This window comes from Streptomyces sp. NBC_01214 (genome assembly GCF_026340975.1).
Lineage (GTDB): Bacteria > Actinomycetota > Actinomycetes > Streptomycetales > Streptomycetaceae > Streptomyces.
The window spans coordinates 188,291-204,759 of sequence record NZ_JAPEOS010000002.1 but is presented as its reverse complement, the minus strand read 5'-3'; the positions used below and the strand labels follow the sequence as shown (position 1 = coordinate 204,759).

Annotated in this window: 20 protein-coding genes; 8 read left to right on the top strand and 12 right to left on the bottom strand. The window is 71.1% G+C overall.

All coding sequences use genetic code 11. The features are described 5' to 3' along the window. Nucleotides 1-44: 44 nt before the first annotated feature. From OG594_RS25675 to OG594_RS25655, 5 genes are all read right to left on the bottom strand, one after another. Nucleotides 45-878: a hypothetical protein gene (locus OG594_RS25675; RefSeq protein ID WP_266603616.1), complete on the bottom strand. Its 834-nt coding sequence runs from the start codon at nt 876-878 to the stop codon at nt 45-47. Further along, nucleotides 859-1,752, bottom strand: a complete 894-nt coding sequence (locus OG594_RS25670) for an aldo/keto reductase (RefSeq protein WP_266603614.1) — start codon at nt 1,750-1,752, stop codon at nt 859-861. Before OG594_RS25670 ends, OG594_RS25675 begins: the two co-directional genes overlap by 20 nt. Continuing rightward, the gene (locus tag OG594_RS25665; RefSeq protein WP_266603612.1) at nt 1,749-2,933 is read right to left on the bottom strand and encodes a cupin domain-containing protein; all 1,185 of its coding nucleotides are present in this window, start codon (nt 2,931-2,933) and stop codon (nt 1,749-1,751) included. The genes OG594_RS25670 and OG594_RS25665 overlap by 4 nt, the downstream gene beginning before the upstream one ends. A gap of 19 nt (nt 2,934-2,952) precedes the next feature. Then, complete coding sequence (locus OG594_RS25660) at nt 2,953-3,084, bottom strand: hypothetical protein (protein WP_266603610.1); 132 nt, start codon at nt 3,082-3,084, stop codon at nt 2,953-2,955. A gap of 195 nt (nt 3,085-3,279) precedes the next feature. Beyond that, nucleotides 3,280-3,507, bottom strand: a complete 228-nt coding sequence (locus tag OG594_RS25655; protein WP_266603608.1) for a hypothetical protein — start codon at nt 3,505-3,507, stop codon at nt 3,280-3,282. 237 nt (nt 3,508-3,744) lie between these two features. Here OG594_RS25655 and OG594_RS25650 point away from each other — a divergent pair, with 237 nt between their 5' ends. Then, entirely contained in the window at nt 3,745-5,028 is a 1,284-nt protein-coding gene (locus OG594_RS25650; RefSeq protein ID WP_266603606.1) for a helix-turn-helix domain-containing protein, read from the top strand. Here OG594_RS25650 and cutA read toward each other — a convergent pair. Then, complete coding sequence (gene cutA, locus OG594_RS25645) at nt 5,025-5,342, bottom strand: divalent-cation tolerance protein CutA (protein WP_266603604.1); 318 nt, start codon at nt 5,340-5,342, stop codon at nt 5,025-5,027. The two genes, OG594_RS25650 and cutA, sit on opposite strands and share 4 nt — an antisense overlap. 276 nt (nt 5,343-5,618) lie before the next feature. On the opposite strand from cutA, the gene OG594_RS25640 reads away from it, so the two are divergent. Together OG594_RS25640 and OG594_RS25635 are read left to right on the top strand one after the other, a co-directional pair. Further along, nucleotides 5,619-6,083, top strand: coding sequence for a hypothetical protein (locus OG594_RS25640; protein WP_266603602.1), 465 nt, complete (start codon nt 5,619-5,621; stop codon nt 6,081-6,083). Nucleotides 6,084-6,303: 220 nt separating this feature from the next. Continuing rightward, nucleotides 6,304-6,504, top strand: a complete 201-nt coding sequence (locus tag OG594_RS25635) for a hypothetical protein (RefSeq protein ID WP_266603600.1) — start codon at nt 6,304-6,306, stop codon at nt 6,502-6,504. A gap of 33 nt (nt 6,505-6,537) precedes the next feature. On the opposite strand, the gene OG594_RS25630 is transcribed toward OG594_RS25635, so the two are convergent. Further along, nucleotides 6,538-7,035, bottom strand: coding sequence for a DUF5994 family protein (locus tag OG594_RS25630; RefSeq protein WP_266603598.1), 498 nt, complete (start codon nt 7,033-7,035; stop codon nt 6,538-6,540). 317 nt (nt 7,036-7,352) lie between these two features. Between OG594_RS25630 and OG594_RS25625 the strand changes: the two genes are divergently transcribed. From OG594_RS25625 to OG594_RS25610, 4 genes are all read left to right on the top strand, one after another. Then, complete coding sequence (locus OG594_RS25625; RefSeq protein WP_266603596.1) at nt 7,353-7,925, top strand: DUF5994 family protein; 573 nt, start codon at nt 7,353-7,355, stop codon at nt 7,923-7,925. A gap of 5 nt (nt 7,926-7,930) precedes the next feature. Continuing rightward, the gene (locus tag OG594_RS25620) at nt 7,931-8,119 is read left to right on the top strand and encodes a hypothetical protein (RefSeq protein WP_266603594.1); all 189 of its coding nucleotides are present in this window, start codon (nt 7,931-7,933) and stop codon (nt 8,117-8,119) included. Between the two features lie 95 nt (nt 8,120-8,214). After that, complete coding sequence (locus OG594_RS25615) at nt 8,215-8,481, top strand: hypothetical protein (RefSeq protein WP_266603592.1); 267 nt, start codon at nt 8,215-8,217, stop codon at nt 8,479-8,481. 55 nt (nt 8,482-8,536) lie between these two features. Beyond that, nucleotides 8,537-8,821: a hypothetical protein gene (locus OG594_RS25610; RefSeq protein WP_266603590.1), complete on the top strand. Its 285-nt coding sequence runs from the start codon at nt 8,537-8,539 to the stop codon at nt 8,819-8,821. A 14-nt stretch (nt 8,822-8,835) separates the two neighbouring features. Here the strand turns inward: OG594_RS25610 and OG594_RS25605 are convergent, their stop codons facing one another. Continuing rightward, nucleotides 8,836-10,104 (bottom strand): ATP-binding protein, encoded by a 1,269-nt coding sequence (locus OG594_RS25605; protein WP_266603588.1) that lies wholly within the window; start codon nt 10,102-10,104, stop codon nt 8,836-8,838. A gap of 202 nt (nt 10,105-10,306) precedes the next feature. Between OG594_RS25605 and OG594_RS25600 the strand changes: the two genes are divergently transcribed. Continuing rightward, on the top strand, nt 10,307-11,506 hold the full coding sequence (locus OG594_RS25600; RefSeq protein WP_266603586.1) for a PP2C family protein-serine/threonine phosphatase: 1,200 nt from the start codon (nt 10,307-10,309) through the stop codon (nt 11,504-11,506). A gap of 450 nt (nt 11,507-11,956) precedes the next feature. On the opposite strand, the gene OG594_RS25595 is transcribed toward OG594_RS25600, so the two are convergent. Genes OG594_RS25595 through OG594_RS25580 form a run of 4 tightly spaced genes read right to left on the bottom strand, consistent with a single transcriptional unit; the run spans nt 11,957 to nt 16,381 of the window. Beyond that, complete coding sequence (locus OG594_RS25595; RefSeq protein ID WP_266603584.1) at nt 11,957-13,195, bottom strand: ABC transporter permease; 1,239 nt, start codon at nt 13,193-13,195, stop codon at nt 11,957-11,959. Further along, nucleotides 13,185-13,883 (bottom strand): ABC transporter ATP-binding protein, encoded by a 699-nt coding sequence (locus tag OG594_RS25590; RefSeq protein WP_266603582.1) that lies wholly within the window; start codon nt 13,881-13,883, stop codon nt 13,185-13,187. Before OG594_RS25590 ends, OG594_RS25595 begins: the two co-directional genes overlap by 11 nt. Beyond that, nucleotides 13,876-15,450: a peptidoglycan-binding protein gene (locus OG594_RS25585; protein ID WP_266603580.1), complete on the bottom strand. Its 1,575-nt coding sequence runs from the start codon at nt 15,448-15,450 to the stop codon at nt 13,876-13,878. The genes OG594_RS25590 and OG594_RS25585 overlap by 8 nt, the downstream gene beginning before the upstream one ends. A gap of 7 nt (nt 15,451-15,457) precedes the next feature. Further along, nucleotides 15,458-16,381 (bottom strand): hypothetical protein, encoded by a 924-nt coding sequence (locus tag OG594_RS25580; protein WP_266603578.1) that lies wholly within the window; start codon nt 16,379-16,381, stop codon nt 15,458-15,460. Between the last annotated feature and the right edge of the window lie 88 nt (nt 16,382-16,469).

Sequence of the window (16,469 nt, the reverse complement as noted above, 5' to 3'; positions counted from 1 at the left end):
GTCTGCTCCTCCAGGACGGCCAGGATGTCATTGGACCGTGAGACCTACTCCGGGAGACGAACCCCCGTCATTTCCTCAGCTCGTTGGCGCAGCAGCGGAGCCAGTTCCATGTACCAGCCGCGGCCGACTGCCTGGAGCATTTCGGCGAGGGCAATCTGTTCGCCGATTCGACCGGCGGGGGTGTCGAGGACGTCGGCGAACTCGGTGCGGATGCGTTCGGCGACGGCGGGGACGCGGAGGCTGTTGACGTAGAGCATGGCCGGGTCGTAGCCGACGGGGACGGCGCCCCAACGTTCCCAGTCCAGGATGACGAGGGGGTGGTGGGTGAGGTTGGCCCACTGGAGATCGGCGTGGCCGGTGACGCGTTCGGTAATCGTCGGCGCGGGGATGCCAAGGAACTCGGGGAACACGCGGTCCGCCCAGGACTGCCGGATGGTCTCGCGGGGCGGCTCGGCGGTGCTGAGGGCGTCCAGGCTTTCTCGCAGCGTCGCCCACCAGGAGTCCGGCAGTCCCGGGTCCTCTGCGAGGTCGGGCGTTTCGGGGGAGATGACGGGCTGGGCGATGTAGTCGATCAGTTCGGCTTCGAACACGTACTCCTCACCCTCCCACCGGTGCAGGTCGTGGAGGTGCGGGCGGGGCACCTTGTCCGATACCCGTTCCTCGGCGAGCGCGATGCCCTCGTTCCTGGTGGCGGGGGTCTTGGCAGCCTCGCCGCAGTGGACGCGGAGCCAGTGGCCGCCGTCGGTGCGGGAGCCGATGGTTCGGCCGAGCCACCCCCAGGCCACACGTCCCGTCGTGGCGGTTTCCAGGTGCGCGGCGGCGGCGTCGAGGGCCTCCTCCATGCGGGCCTGGGTGGTCTCATCCTTGGGCGAGTACATCGGTGACCCTCCTGAGCTGGCCCGGTTCGAGCGGGCAGGCAATGGCGTCCTTGGCGGCGTTCCAGTGCTGCGGAGTGCTGGCGGACAGGAGTACCACGTCCAGGCTCGGGCAGGATGCAGCGGCCAGGAGGCAGGCAGCGGCCGAGCTGGTGCCGGGGCGGATGAAGTCGGCGAGTTCGGGTGTGGCCAGGTCCAGCAGTTCGCCGCCATGCAGGGGTGAGGAGCCGAAGGTGAGCAGGCCGGCCGCGCGGGCCTGGACCAGCGGGCCCCGCCCGTCGAGGGCGAGCGCGATCGGGCGGACCATGACGAGGCTGACCGGCTGCTGGACGGCGCCGAGGTGGTGTTCACCCGATCCGGCGGCCTCCTTGGCCAGGCCGAGGAGTTCGGGGACGGTGAATGCCTGGTGCTGGAAGCCGGACCAGGTGGCCACTCCGTATCCGGCGATCCGGCCTGCGGTGGCGTACTCCTCCAGCACGGAGAACGCACCGCGCAGCCGCGCGTGCAGAACCGCACGGTCCTGGTGGGTGTGCTCGGGGTTGTGGACGAACACGATGTCGGCGCGGCTCAGGGCAGCGAGGGAGCGATCGGTCTGCCAGCGGGTGAAGCCGGGGTGGAGGCTGTGGCCGACAGCGGCTTCCTCGGGCGTAAGGACCCCGTCCGCCACTGCGGTCGCTCCTTCCTGCCCGGTGAAGAACCCGGTCTTCGTCGTGACCATCGCGCGTGAGTGGTCGGCGATGACCGGGCCGAGCGTCTGGTGGGCCGTGGCGTAGTTAGGTGCGGTGTCCAGCCACACCCGTCCGTCGGAGCACGCAGTACGCGCCGGCTCCTCGACAGTGCGCACCCGGTACGTCCCGAGCCCGAGGACGGCGGTCACCTGGTCGCCCCGATGACGGCGGCGGCCTGTCCGCCGACCAGGGCCGAGACGACCTCGGCGCTCTGGCCAACGGTGAGGCCGGATTCGGCGGCGAGGTCCCCGAGCGTGACCGGCTGGCCGCCGGCCAGGCGGCGAAGCAACGGTCCGGCGGGCAGCGCGAAGGCCCACTCGCGCCCGGCGCCGGAGAACGTCACCGTCTCGGCGTCTTGGTCCACCCGGGCGCGGGGCACAGTGACCTGGACGGTGATCCCCGACTCGGGAGGAACGGCCGCCAGGTGCGGCAGGGAAAGGCGCGGCTGACCCGGGTGCGTGGTGTCCAGCGACCTCTCCCACCTGTCCAGAACTGCCGGGTCCTCCAGAGCGGCCAACACCTCCTTGCGGACGGTACCCAGGTAGTCCGCCCGCTCCTCGGGGGTGCTGAAGCGGGGGACGTCGGAGCGGACGGTGGCGCTGGTCCGTAGGTAGTCGCACAGCCATCCGAGGAACTCGGCACCGGTCTGCGTGGCCAGCCCGAACGTGAGGTGGAGCGATGCGGTGCCCTGATCTGCGCTCACCGCATGCCACCAGCCGCGCGGAAGATAGAGCAGGTCGCCGGCCGTCAGGACGATGTCCGCGATCGGCTCGCCCGTCGGGGCCTCGGGGGCCTCGACGTCGCGCCATGCGGGGGCCTGGCGGGTGGAGCCGTAGACCTTCCACCGCTTGGAGCCATCGAGTTGGAGGACCACGACGTCGTGGTCGTCCCAGTGGGTGCCGAAGCCCTCTTCGGCTGTCCAGGAGGCGTACGCGTTGACCTGGACGGGGGTCCGGAAGAACCGTTCGAGTCCGGCGGCGGCTTCCCGGACGGGTGGGTGGATCTGGTCGATCGCGTCGATGACGAGGGACGCGCCCTCGGCGAGGCGCGCGTGGAACTCGGCGGGCTGGGGCTGGTACCAGGACACCCCGCGCCGGTTCGTGCGCAGGACGGAGTACGCCGTGGCGGGCACGGCCTCGCCGGCGCGGGAGAGCCGCATACGGGGCGGCTCCAGCCGGTGCGCGGCGATGATCTCGTTGAGGTCGTCCCAGGTCAGCAGCGTAGGGATGGGGGCGCCATCTGAGCGGATCACTGTGTGGGCGCGGAAACACGTCTGGGCGAGGAACGTGTCCCCGCCCAGACGCTGCGCCCACGATGCGGAATCAATCACCGTGGGTCTCCTCGGTCGATCAGGTGTCGTTCATGTCCGACTTGCCACCGGTGTTGTCCGAAGCCTCTTCGGCGCGCGACCGCGCCGCCTTGATCCGGCGGACACCGATCAGCAGACCGCTGGCCTGCTCGGTGGGAGCGTTCTCGTTCATCTCGTACTCCTTCCTGATGCTTGGTGTGTCCCTCAGGGGTTCCTGCGGGAAATCTGGGGGTAGTGCCGGGCGGGGATCCGCAGGGTCAGCGGCCGGGATCGCCGGCGACGGCCAAGGCGACCACCACAGCGCTGACGGCCACGATGTAGAGGAGAACGGCGAGCCGCTGACGCCAGCCCCACGGGGCCCTGCGGTTCAGCCGCGCTCCAAGCTGGAGGGATCCTTGACCACCCACTCCACTCCGCCGCCCTCGGGCCGGGCGAAGACCGCGTTCGCGTACGAGACCCGGCTCGCCGCGTCTTCGTACTCGCCAATGAACTGGACGATGCCCCGCCGGTTCTCCAGCGGGTCGAAGATCGGCGTTCCTTCGCTGACCCAGCCGGGCACGGTCTGACGCTGGCGCGGACGGATCTGAGGGGCCACGGCTCTCTCCTTGGGCTTGGGCTGGCTCTTCGCTCCGGGGGACGCAGCGGGCCGCAGGTGCGACATGGGGTACGGCCTTGCGGCCCGCTGCGAGGGGGAGGCCGCCCTTCCCGGGCGGCTGTGACCAGTCAACTGCCGTACGCGTTTGGACGGATGGGCCAGAAGGCATGGCCATTCCGGGGACATGGCCAGGTTTTATGGCCGCGCTGGGATCCGGGCTCTGCGAACGGTCGAGGGATGGCGATGATGACCACGAACGAGGGCGACGGCGTGGAACCGATCGGGCCGTTGCTGCGGCGCCTGCGTATGGCCGGCGGGCGCACGCAAGAGGGGCTCGCGGCCGATCTCTCCGCACGACGGGGGTACCCGCTGGAACAGGGTGCGGTGTCCAGGTGGGAGACCCACGAGCGGCTGCCGGACCCGGCTTCGCGGGCGCTGCTGGCTGCGGAGTTCGGCGTACCCGAGGAGGAACTGCGCCGGGCCGTCGCTCTCGCACGGCGCCTTCGCCGACAGGAGCAGAAAGACCAGACCGACCAGGAGAACGAAGTGTTCGACCGCCGCGGATTCATGACGGCCTCGGCCGGCGCCGGGATCGCAGTCATACAACCCTCTTCCCTGCTCTCGTCAGGACGGAGGATCGGAGCGGGTGTTCCAAGGCAGTTGAGCCAGCGCACCGCCCGACTCCGGCGCCTGGACGACTTCGTGGGAGGCGGCGACACCTACCAGATGTACGTCCGGGAGCTGGAGACCACGACCCTGCTGGCCGACGAAGGGGTCTACAGCGAGGCGACCGGCCGCGGGCTGCGCGGAATTATCGCCGAACAGGCCCAACTCGCCGGCTGGGCGGCGTACGACGCGGGCCGGTACGAGGAGGCCCGCGGGCACTACATGACCGCCTTGGCCGCGTCACGCGCGGCCGAGGACAGCGCCCTGGAGGGCAACTCGCTGGCCTTCCTGGCGTACCTGGAATGGACCGTGGGCGGCGGCTCCGGGATCCGGTTCGCCACAGCCGCGTACGAGGCGCTCAGCTCGGGGACGGCGCCTGTGGTGCGGGCACTGCTGGCGGACCGGCTGGCGTGGCAGCACGCGACTTCGGGGAACGCCAGGGAAGCGGACTACGCCCTGGGCCTCGCCGAGGAAGCGATCCACGAGCCCGGCGACGAGCCTGGCCCCGACTGGGCCTACTGGGTGGACCGCGACGAGATCGCGATCATGACGGGCAGGTGCTGGTCGGAACTGCACCGCCCACTGCGGGCAATCCCGGCACTGGAGGACGCCCTGGGCCGGTACGACGACTCCCGGTCCCGCGACAAGGCGCTGTACCTGTCGTGGCTGGCGGCGGCCTACCTGGACGCCGGCGAGATCGAGCACGCGACCACGATCACGGCCCGGGTGCTCGACCTCTCCGAAGGACTGGCGTCGATCAGACCGATGGGGCGGGCCCGCCTGATGGTCAAGCGGCTGGAGCCTCACCGATCGCTCGCCCCGGTCGGCGCGCTGCTGGAACGCGCAAAGAGCTAGCGGGTGGCCCGGGCGATCCAGTCCAGGTACTCGGCGCGGCCGGCGTCGATGGTGAACGCGATGACCTCAGGCGAGTCGTAGGGGTGGTTGTCCACCAGGTGCTTCTCCAACGCTTCGCGCCGGTCACCGACCGTACGGAAGGTCACCTGGAACTCGGTGCCTTCGGAGACCTCTCCAAGGTGCCGGTACGTTGTCTCGATAGGCCCGGTCACCTGCCCGGAAGCGGCCAGATTCGCCTCCACCGCCGAGCGCGACAGCTTCCGCGCGGCGTCCTGATTGTCCACGGTCGTGATCACGATCAAGAAGTCAGCCATAGGGGCAACGTACCTGGCCCGATGTGATGTTGGCCTGCAGAGGTCGTTGATTCCGGCGAGATCGACGCGGACCGACTCACGCAGGTTCGCAACGCTCATCGCGGGTGGCCTTGGGATCCCACCGGCTGAGTGATCGACTCTCCCGATAGTTGGGCGGCCTCGTTGCACCCAAAAAGAACGCCGGGCACCCCGCACGACTCCAGCGCCCTTACGCGCTCCTGGCCGAACGGGTGACGCAAGCCTTACCCGACCCTGCCGTGGCCCTATTTTCGGAGCGTGAACCTGAAGAACGATCACCGGATGACCAGCACCGGCATCGACCTCGATGCGCTCCCTCCGGACGCCCTCGTCACCCAAGACGGCGAGATCACACCGATCGGCGAGTTGGTCATCGAGAAGATGGTTGAGGATCTGACCGCCATCTGTCAGCAATCCCGCGACCCGCAGGCTGCACTGAAGGCGCTCCGAGAGATCATCCCCGAGCAGATGAAAAAGATCGTCAGTCAGCCCACCGACGACGGGCCCAGTGCGCTCCGCGCAGCCCTTACCGGCCTGGCCGGGTCCCAATGTCTCGAGCGCCGCCCCGGCCGCGATCCTCTGACTGGAGGCAGGGTCGATGGTCAGCCCGAGACCGACGCGACGTTCATCGATCGATTGGTATGCACCCAGCAGCACGGCCACAGCGGCGACCACCAAGACGTCCTTAAGCGGACCTGGCAGCAGGCGGAACTTTCGGTGTGACCTTGCGATTCCTCCGGCACCTTGCTGGGCCGGATACTCGTCGCGAACCCGTCAAGCCTCGGCCCTTAAAGGGGTGGCCCGCCTTCCGACGCCGCCACACTGGAGCGGGGCGTCATCCGCGTGCCTCGCTTCGCGGTCGACGTGATGCGGACCGTCGCGGCGCGTGTCAGCGTGAACGGAGGGGGAATCCGTACCCCACGCATCAAGAGGAGTGGCCGTCATGGACGGTAGGCAGGACAAGCGTCAGGAGCCGGGCAAGGGGCGCGAGGCGCAGGAACACCATCGCCCCGGCGACCCCGCGCAGCCCCGGCCCGGCAAGTCCTCCCGCGAGAAGGGACAGAAGTCCGGCCCGAAGGAGACCTCGCGCCGCCGCGAGGACGACCTGCTGCGCGAAGAGGACCTGCACGACGAGGGGCTCTGACCGGCGCACCACTCGGCCACTCGGGACTCCGGGTCAGCCCGCCGCCTCGGCGGCGCCGTCCTCAGGTTCGGGTGTGGTGGCGATGAGGATCTGAGTGGCCTGCGTGATGTTGTCGGCGCGGACGGCGCGGGCCATCGCTTCGCGGGCGGCGTCGGCGGTGGTGTCCGGGGGGACCACCAGCAGGGCGAAGTGGTCGTTGTGGCCGCGAGTGACGAGGACCGTGTCGTCGCCGACGGGGTCGGCGTCGAGGTGCACGACCCGGCCGTCGATGACCAGACGGGTCGGGACGTCCTGCCAGGCGGAGGTGTCCAGGCCAACCCGCGTGATGGGCCCGAGGTGCGCGGTCAGCGCCGTGATCAGTGCGGGCAGCTCGATCGTGACGTCCCTGGAGCGCGGCCACCAGGCGCCGTCCAGGAGCCCTTGGCGGGACTGTGTGGTTTCCAGCCGGAGCAGGGCGGCGCCCGGCTTGACCGCTTGGTGGATCGCGTCCGGGAGGAGCTTCAAAGGAGCGGGGGTGTCGGATGCGGCCATGGTGATTCCGCCTGTCTCGCTTGCGGCGGCACCCGTTCGACGGCCGGCAACGGCGTCGAAAGGGCTGTTGAGCTGGGGAACGTCTCCGTCGTTTCACGGTACTCCGCCCACCCGCACGGTGCGGCGAGGGGAAACCGACTGCGCCGCTCTCGCCGTCTGCGCCGGAAAATACCTGGTCAGAAGCGGCTTCCTGGATCGCTCACCGGAGTACGGTGAAGGGACCGGGAGTATTTCGCACACCCGCTCCCACGCGGACGTCGTTTCCGGCGATCACTGCACCGGACCGTTAGCGAACGGTCCGGGGACGGGTCCGCGACATGACCACGACCCTCGACCGCGCTGCGCAGCCCGCTGTTGTCCTGCGCCCGGCCCGCCTGTCCCTCACCCCGAAGACCACCCTCGCAGGTCAGCTGGACGGTGCCTGGTGGCCGTACTCACGTGACCTCGAAGCCGAGCTCCCCGCTCTCGCCGCCGCTCTGGACGAGACCTGGGGGCGCATCACGCGCGTCAGCGTGAATCCCAGCCGCTGGCCGGTCGTCCCGCGCACGGTTGCCGTGGCCGGGCACGTGCTGCACGTGGGCTGGTTCACCGAACAGGACCCCGACAAGCTGATCCTGCTCTCCTACACCGTCGGCCGCTGGGACCTCCTGGTGATCCCGCCCGAGACCGAGCCCGCGGCCGCGGCCCGGCTGATGGCCGCCGCCGCGATCCCGGGCAGCATCCTGGCCGCAGACGTCCTGATGGCCAACGAAACCGTCATCGGGCGCGGCATCCGCGACGCCCGCCGCCGGGAAGCCACCTGGGAGGGCGAAGGCGGGGCCTGCATGTCCCCCTTCGGGGAGCCGATGGGACGAAGCGCCCTGCCGCTGTCCGGAAACGGCTGGAGGTGAGCTCCGTGGAGACCATCGTCCTCATCGCAGTGATCATCCTCATGATCGGCATCGGAATGCGCTGGATCCACCTGCTGAACGCCCAGCACGACGCGCGGATCGAGGCCCACCGCTTCAGTGACCCCCTGCCGAGGCCTCCCGGCCTGCCGGACGACACCGGTCGTCGAGCCCACCACACGGGTGCCGACCGGTGAGGAACAGACCTTCCTCCGACCGGGGGCAGCGGGCGGGACGCCTCGGCGCCCCGCTCCGCCGGCCTCTCACCCACTCCGAAAGGGAACAGGCCTACGTGAAGTACATCGAGACCCAGACCCTGCCCTCGCTCGGGCACGCCGAGGTCCGGATCATCGCGCACACTCCCGAAGCCGCCCGAGCGGTCGCGGAGGCGCTCCGCCGCTGTTTCGCAGGCGCGGAACAGCGCAGCTACCCCGCCCTCGACGGCAACACCCGCCTCCACCTCACCGTGGACACGGCAACACCCGCCGGCCCCGCCCGCTCGTGGCTGGCCGCCAGCAGGACCCCGGCCGGTACCGGCGCACACTCCGACGAGATCTGAGAAGCCCCGACCGGCCCCGGAGCCCGCTCCACCCCACACACGAAAGGACGCGGTCATGGCCACACTGCGCGAACGCAAGACCTACCGCGACCAGGTGCTCCGGGTCCTGTACGAAGCCGTCGAGGGCAACCGCCTCCTCGGCATCACCGGAGCACAGCTGCGGCGCGACCTCCACGTACCGGAACAGGACCTGGCCGCCGCCTGCACCTACCTGGCGGGCGAAGGACTGATCACCGTCGACTGGGACCCCGGCAACACCCCGGCGATGGTCACCCTCACCCACGAGGGAATCCGGCACATGGAGGCAGAGGAGGAGGAGACGGCCACGGGCCCGGCCTGATCCGGACAGCACACCTAGATGCGGGCGAACTTCTCGGTCTGCTGGGCGAACTCCTGGGCCATGGCCGCGCTGACCGTGGGTCTGGTCTCGCCGATCGTGCGCAGGTAGTCCTCGGTGGTGGGGCGGGCCCGGGTCCCGGTGTCGAAGGTGTGCTCGAACTGGACCTGAGAGACGGTGCGCGCCACATGGGCGATGTCGGCGGGGGTGAACCCCTCGCTGGCGTCCGCCAGCGCCGCGCTGTCGGCCTTCGCGCCCGCCCGGTCCAGGTAGCTCGCCCACAGCGCGGTCCGCGCGCGGTGGTCCGGGGGGCCGATCGGCAAGACGTAGTCGAAACGGCCGTGCCGCAGGAAGGCGGAGTCGAGCGTGGTCACGTCGTTCGTGGCGCAGACGAGCAGCCGCCCGTCCTGGCCCCGGAACCGGACGATCGCCTTGAGCAGTTCGTTGACGACGCCGACCGCGGTCGCGTCCGCGCCGCTGCGGGTCCCGGCGATCTCCTCGACCTCGTCGATGAAGACCAGGACGTGGTCGAGCCCGGCGATCTCGTCGAAGCGCCGGTTCAGCCCGCTCGCCAGCCCGTACTCGGCGGCCAGCCGGGCGGGGAACAGTTCGAGGAAGGGCCATTGCAGGCGGCTGGCGATGGCGTGCGCGAACGTGCTCTTGCCGGTTCCGGGCGGCCCGAACAGCATCACGGCCCGCGGCAGCTCCACGCCGTGCTGGGCGGCCATTTCGGGATGGGCCAGTGGCAGGACCAGGCGCCGCTCGATGAGCTCTTTCTCTCGGTGCATGCCCGCGACCTTCTGCCACAGTCCCCCGGGCGGCAGCTCCGCCCCCAGCGACGCGAGCATGCTGACCGCCTGAGGGGTCACTCGCCCGCGCTTCTCGAAGAAGACCAGGCCCTGACGGGCGCCGAAGCCGCAGTTGTACAGGGCGGCGGCACCGGTCTCGCCGTCGGGCAGGACCGCGTGGACCGTTCGGACGCCACCGGCGAACAGCCGGTGCTCCAAGGCCGTGATCAGGTCACTGCCCAGCCCCTGGTGCCGCCAGGCGGGCGCCATGCTGATGCGCAGGATCCACGCCCGGTCACCGTCCACCCTGCTCACCGCGGCACCGACCACCACGTCGTCCGCCGTGGCCACCACCGCCGGGTGGAGGGCCTGGAGGGCCGCCACGGCGTCCGAGAGCGGAAAGAGCGGTGGCTCTTCGGTCGTGCCGCTCTCGGCGTCGACTCGGAGCACCGATTCGAGATCGTCCTGGGTGTAGTCCCTGACACGCCACCCCGTCATGGTCAGCTCCGCGTGTTCGGCCGTACTCCCATCATCAGCCGATGCGAGCCGGGGCGCGCGGCAGTGACCGCGCGCGCCCCGGCAGTGCCCTTGAGGGCGGAGCATCGAAGCCGTGTGGCGTGCCCGGTCGCCCGGGAGCATCCTGGAAGCCACGCCGCCCGTGCAGCCGGACGCCGCCCGCCGCCGGGTTGGAGGCAACAGGATGACCGTCGGAGGCCGCGCGGACCCGGACCGCTCGGAGAGCTTCGGGGAGGAACTGCTCGGGGTGCTCCTGGACGGGGCGCACGAGCTGCCGCCCCATCTGGTCGGCCCGCTGGTTGCGGAGACGATGGCCCGCATGGGGGGACGTGACCCGCAGATCCTGCTTCAGGACTACGGACAGCAACAGCTGGTCCCCCTGCCCGCCGACGGCGTGGCCGCCGGTGATCCGCTGCCCATCGACCGGTCCGAAGCCGGCCGGTGCTTCCTGGAGTCACGCCCCGTCGAAGTCCTGACGTCCGATGGCGTACGGGTCCACCTGCCACTGCTGGACGGCGGTGACCAGGTGGGGGTGCTCGCGGTCACCCTGGACGGGGTCGACGACGACAGCCGCCGCCTCCTGTGCAGGATCGCGGGCCTGGCGGCCGACCTGCTGCAGACCAAGAACGGCTACACAGACCTCTTCTTCCGGACCCGCCGCGGTGAACCGATGAGCGTGGCTGCGGAGATCCAGTGGTCCCTGTTGCCCCCGCTGTCGATGGTGATGCCGCACGTCGCGGTCGCCGGAGTTCTGGAGCCCGCCTACGCCGTGGCCGGGGACAGCTTCGACTACGCCCTGAACGGCGACGTCCTGCACCTCGCCATGGTCGACGCCATGGGGCACGGCCTGGACGCGGCCACGATGGCCACGGTGGCCATCGGCGCGTACCGCCACGCCCGCCGGATCAGCATCGAACTGTCCGAGATCTACCTCTTCATGGACCGGGCCGTCGCGGAGCAGTTCGACCCGGACCACTTCGTGACCGCCCAGATGATGCGCCTGGACACGGACACGGGGCGCCTCCAGTGGGTCAACGCGGGGCATCCCGCGCCGATGCTGATCCGCGCGCATCGCGTCGTACGCCGTCTGGACAGCCCCACGACCCTCCCCGTCGGCTTCGGAGGGGCCCAGCCGCAGGTCAGCACGGTGGCGCTGGAGCCTGGCGACCGCGTCCTCTGCTTCACCGACGGCCTGATCGAAGAACACGAAAGCGGGCAGGAGCAGTTCGGCGAGAGGCAGCTGATCGACTGGGTGAACCAGCTGGAGCAGGCCGACCACGGGATCCGCGCGGTGGCCCGGGACCTGTCCCACACCCTCAAGCGGGCACGCGGCGAAACCACCTCGGACGACGCGTCGCTCGTTCTGTTCGAATGGCGTGGATGACGGAAGGCCGTGCCACAACATGCCAGCAGGAGCGGCGAACGGTGGGCAACCTCGATGACCACAGCCGGCACCCAGAGCCCGGCACCTTCACCTACGGCCAAGCCCCCGGCAGCTTGCGCCTCACCCGCAGAGCCGACACTCTCCTGAGCACCGGCGAATGGGCGCAGGCCAGATCGTGCCAGAGGCAGCACCGGTCTGCTGCCCCGCCCCCTCCGCACGAGGGCACATCCGGGGCAAATGAACGCGGGAAGAGGCGCGGAGCAGTGAGAACGACCGAGGAGCGTTTTCGCTGGTCAGCGCACATTTCACCGGGAAACCCCAGGTCAGGGCCACGGGCCCGTCATTTGCTCCACGAGTGGCAGGACTTCAGCCACCGCCTCCACGAAGCCGGCCACCAGCCGTACTGCCTCGTCTGGCCCTGACCCTCGGGGCATCCAGCGCGGGCATCCCTCAGACACCCGCGCGCAGGGTTTCGGCTGGCAGGATGCGGGCGGCCGCCAGGGCCGGATAGAGGCCCGCTGCCAAGCCCACCACCAGGCCGACCAGCGGGCCCGCGGTGGTGAGGGCGGGGTCGAGGACCACCAGCCAGTCCTTGGCCAGGCAGGTCACGGCGGTGATCTGGATGCCCAGCACCGTGCCCACCACGCCGCCGGCCAACCCGACCAGTCCGCTCTCGATGCAGAACTGTCCGGCGACCGCCCGCCGCGATGCGCCGAGCGCCCGGCGCAGGCCGATCTCGGAACGCCGCTCCAGCACGGACACGTAGGCGGTGTTGCTGACACCGAGCGCACCCACGCCGAGGGAGACGGCGGCCAGGCCCAGGAACAGGGCCCGGGTCTGCGACTCGACCCCCCGGCGCAGCGACCGGGGGTCCGGCGGCACCAGCGCGACCAGCTTGTCCGGGGCGCCCGGCGCCAGGGCGAACGGGGCCTCGTCACCGACCTGGTCGGCGGCGCCCAGATCCGTACGAATGATCATTTCCGCGGGGGCGAAGCCCAGCCCCGCCGGATCCTGCAGCGCGGCCCAGTACGGAATGACCACCGAACCGGTGAGGTTCGTATCGCCGGTGGGAGCCCGGAAGACGCCGAGCACGCTGAAGGCGACCCCGTTGACGTGGATCACGGAGCCGCCCGCCCCGCCGTCCACGGTCAGCCGGGAAGCGGCGGCCGTATCGATCAGCGCCACCCGTTCGCGCCGGGCGTCGTGCCCCGTGTCGAACCAGCGGCCCTGCGTGAGCTCGGCCGACATGGCGAGCAGCGCTTCGGGCTGCGCGGCCATGACCGTGCCCTCGGGCAGGTCGTTCTCCTTGCCGCCGGACAGCCGCGAGAGCGCCGGCTGCTCGCCGGCCCTGCTGACCAGACCGGCGCTGCGGACGCCGTTGAGGTCGCGCACCCGCTGGGTGTCGGCGCCGTCGGGCCGCGGCCGGACCCCGGCAACGGCCTCCGCCGGGTACTTGACCGTCACCCGCGTCGCCTTGAGGGCGTCGAACTGGTCGGAAACGGCGCCGGCCGCGCTGGCCGTGATGCCGAGCGTGGCGAGGGCGGCGGCCAGCCCCACGGAGATGCCCACCATGGTGAGCAGCGTGCGGAACCGGCGGCCGAACAGCGCGAGGAACGCCTGGACGAGCAGGTCCGCCGCCGACGTACGGGGTCGACCGGGCGGCCGGCCCGTCGCACGTCTACGCAACACGGCCGTCCACCACCTTGAACACGCGGTCGGCCCTGGCCGCGACGTCGGGTTCGTGCGTGACCACGACCACGGCCCGGTCCTGCGCGACCAGTCCGGTCAGCAGGTCCATGACGCGGGCCGAGTTGGCGGTGTCCAGGTTGCCGGTCGGCTCGTCGCACAGGACGACCGCGGGCCGGTGGACGATGGCCCGCGCGACCGCGACCCGCTGCCGTTCTCCCCCGGAGAGGGTGGTGGGCTTGACGTCGAGCCGGTGCCCGAGGCCCACGGACTCCAGCGCCCGCACGGCCTGCGGCCGCCGCTCGGCGCGCGGCACGCCCAGGTGCACCAACGGCAGGGCCACGTTCTGCACGCAGGTCAGGTGCGGGACCAGGTGGAACGCCTGGAAGACGAAGCCGAGCGTCTGGGCCCGCAGGGCGGTGCGGGCCCGTTCGGACAGGGCGGTGGTGTCGTTGCCCTGCAGCAGGTACCGGCCGCGGGTCGGGACGTCGAGCAGTCCGAGCACGCTCAGCAGCGTGGACTTCCCGGAGCCCGAGGGGCCGACGATGGCCGCGAGCCGGCCGGGCCGGATGTCGAGCGAGACGTCGGCCAGCGCGTGCACGGGCGGCGGTCCCGGATAGGTCTTCGCGATGCCGGTCATCTCGATGACGGGGGGCGGCGCGTCCTCGGTGATCGGAGCGCCCTCAGCCATCGGTACCGCCGGAACCGCTGCCCGAACCGCTGCCCGAGCCGCTGTCCGAGCCGCTGTCCGACCCGCCCGCCGGGCTTCCGCGGCGGACGAGTACGAGCGTCTGGCCGACGGCGAGGTTCTCGTCGAGCGCGCGGACCGCGCTGAGGCCCTCATGGGTGAACAGCACCTCGACCGGGACGTTCCGCTCCTTGCCGCCCTCGGTGACGGTGACCGTCGACGAGCCGCCGAGGTCGGTCCAGACGGCCGACACCGGAACGGTCAGCGCGCCCTTGGGGCTGCGCCGCAGTTCGACGCTGATCTGCTGGGTCGAGCCCTCCTTGGCCTCCGCACCGGTGGGCACGAACAGCGCCTCGTGCTGGCCGCCCGCGCTGCCCGCGCCGCCGCCGCTGCCGGTCCCCGCTCCCGCGCCCGCCGTTCCCGCCGTGGCCGCGCCGTCCTGGCCCCCGCTCTTGCCCTGCTGGTCGCCGCCCTTGCCGTCCGAGGGGCTGTTGAGGGAGCCCAGGGTGCCCTCCCGGCCCTCGTACGGGCCGGTGCCGAAGCGGATGACCGCGTCGGCCGGCAGATCGCGCAGCTGCGTGCGCTGGTCCGCGCTGAGGGCCGCCCGCACCTGGCGGCCGCCGCTGCCGAGCACGACCAGCGGCTTGTCGGCCGCGTCGCCGACCGCTGCGGCGACCTGCACCACCGTGGCCGGCAGGGCGCTGACGTACGCGACCTCCGCGGCCGGCAGCAGCTCGCCGGGCTTGGCCGGACCGGCGGCGGACGCGGGCGGCGTGTCCGGACCGCGGGCGGGCGGCGCGCTCGCGCCACCCTTGCCGCTCGTGCCGCTCGTGCCGTTCGCGCCGGGGGCCGCCCCGGTGCCGCCGTCGGTCTCCGCGCCGCCCCGGGGAGCCGTGCCGCCTCCCGCGGGCGCCTCGCCTCCGCGGGCTGTACCGGAGGAGGAGGCGCCACCCCCGGTGGTGCTCTGCCCCTGCCCCGCGGGCGCCTCGTACCCGGCCGCCACGTACAGCTTGCGGACCGCCTCGACGGTGGCCGGGCCGTACGTGCCGTTCACCGCCGTCCCGTACAACGGCTGTAGCGCGCGCTGTAGTTGCTGCACGTCCGGCCCCTTGTCGCCCGCCTTCAGGTCCCGGTACGCGGGGAAGCGCCCCGGGAGCAGCAGGACCGGGCGGCCCGACACCTCCGCGACGACCGCCCCGGCCTTGAGGCTCTTGCCCGCGGCCGCGGGAAGGGCCGTGACGACCGCGCGGCTGGTGCCCTGGGGCTGGACGCCGGTGATGGTGGTGCGGGAGGCCGTCTCGACCTTCCCGGTCAGTTCCATCTTCTCGACGAGCTGCTGGTCGGAGACCTTCCCCGTGATCTGGGAGGGCGGGGGCGCGGCGGCGTTCGAGGCACGCTGCTCCGGGGTCCTGGCCTGGGAGGCGATCCACCAGACGGAACCGGAACTACCGAAAAGCACGACGGCGACGGCGGCGACGACCAGACCCCGCCGGGACCTCTGCCGCGCACTCGTCACCCGCCCGCCGGACGGCGGGGCCGCCTGTGTCTCATCGAGGTGTTCGAGGCTCATGACAGTATTAGGGCGTCTCTCGCAGGAGGTCCTGGGCCTTGCCCTTGGCCTTCGTGATGAGTTCCAGCCACGCCGTGATCTCCGCTTCGTGCTTCACCAGCGAAGCGGCCGAGGCCTTGCTCTTGGCCTCCCGCGCCTTCGTGTTGAGCTCGACCTTCGTCGCGCACTCGGCATCGGTCGTGGCCTGCTTGATCTCGGCGCGCTGGGCATTGTCGAGCGCGGCGGTGTCACCGCCGGGAATGTTCGCGTATTGCGAGAGCGCCGATTCCCTGGCCTTCTCCGGCGTCGCGATTTCCGGATAGCCGCCGGACTTCATGCAGGACGCCCACGCGGAGAGCGACTTCTGATATCCGTCGTCATCGGCGAGGATGCGCGCACTGTTCTGCTTGACGCTGTTGTAGACCGTCCAGTTGAGCCGGAGGTATTCCTTCACGTCCCCGTACACGGCCTTGAGCGTTTCACCGCGGCAGCCTTTCGACGGCACCATGACCTTGCCGCCGCCGAAGTCGAACTCCACACCGCCCTCGGGCTTGTCGACGTACCCGTCCATGGCCATGCTGTGGGCCCGCTTGACGTCCTCGGGCAGCGCGTCGAAGTCGTCCGGGCCCTCCTGGGCCTTCTGGTTGTCCGACCTGCGCGGGTCCGCGCCGTAGCCCACGGTGCGCGCGGTCTCGACCGACGGGGAGAGGTCCTCGCTCCGCTTCTTGCCGCTGTTGGTGCCGGTGCCGCCCGCCGGGAAGACCTTGAAGCCCTTGTCGTTCATGCACTTGCGGATCAGTTTGAACTCCGCGTCACGCTCCTGGTCCAACGCCGCATTGGCACTGTCGAGGGCCGTCTGCGCCCTGCGGGCCGTCTCCAGGTCCTGCGGGGCTTCCTCAGAGCAGGCAGAGGCGGCGGCGCCGAGCAGCACCGTCACCGCGATCGCCCTCATGCCTCGGGTGCGCTTCTTCAATGTCCGTGTCCTCGTGAAGGTGCGGCCGGGCCGCCTCCGCGACGCGCGTGGCGGCCCGGCCTTCAGG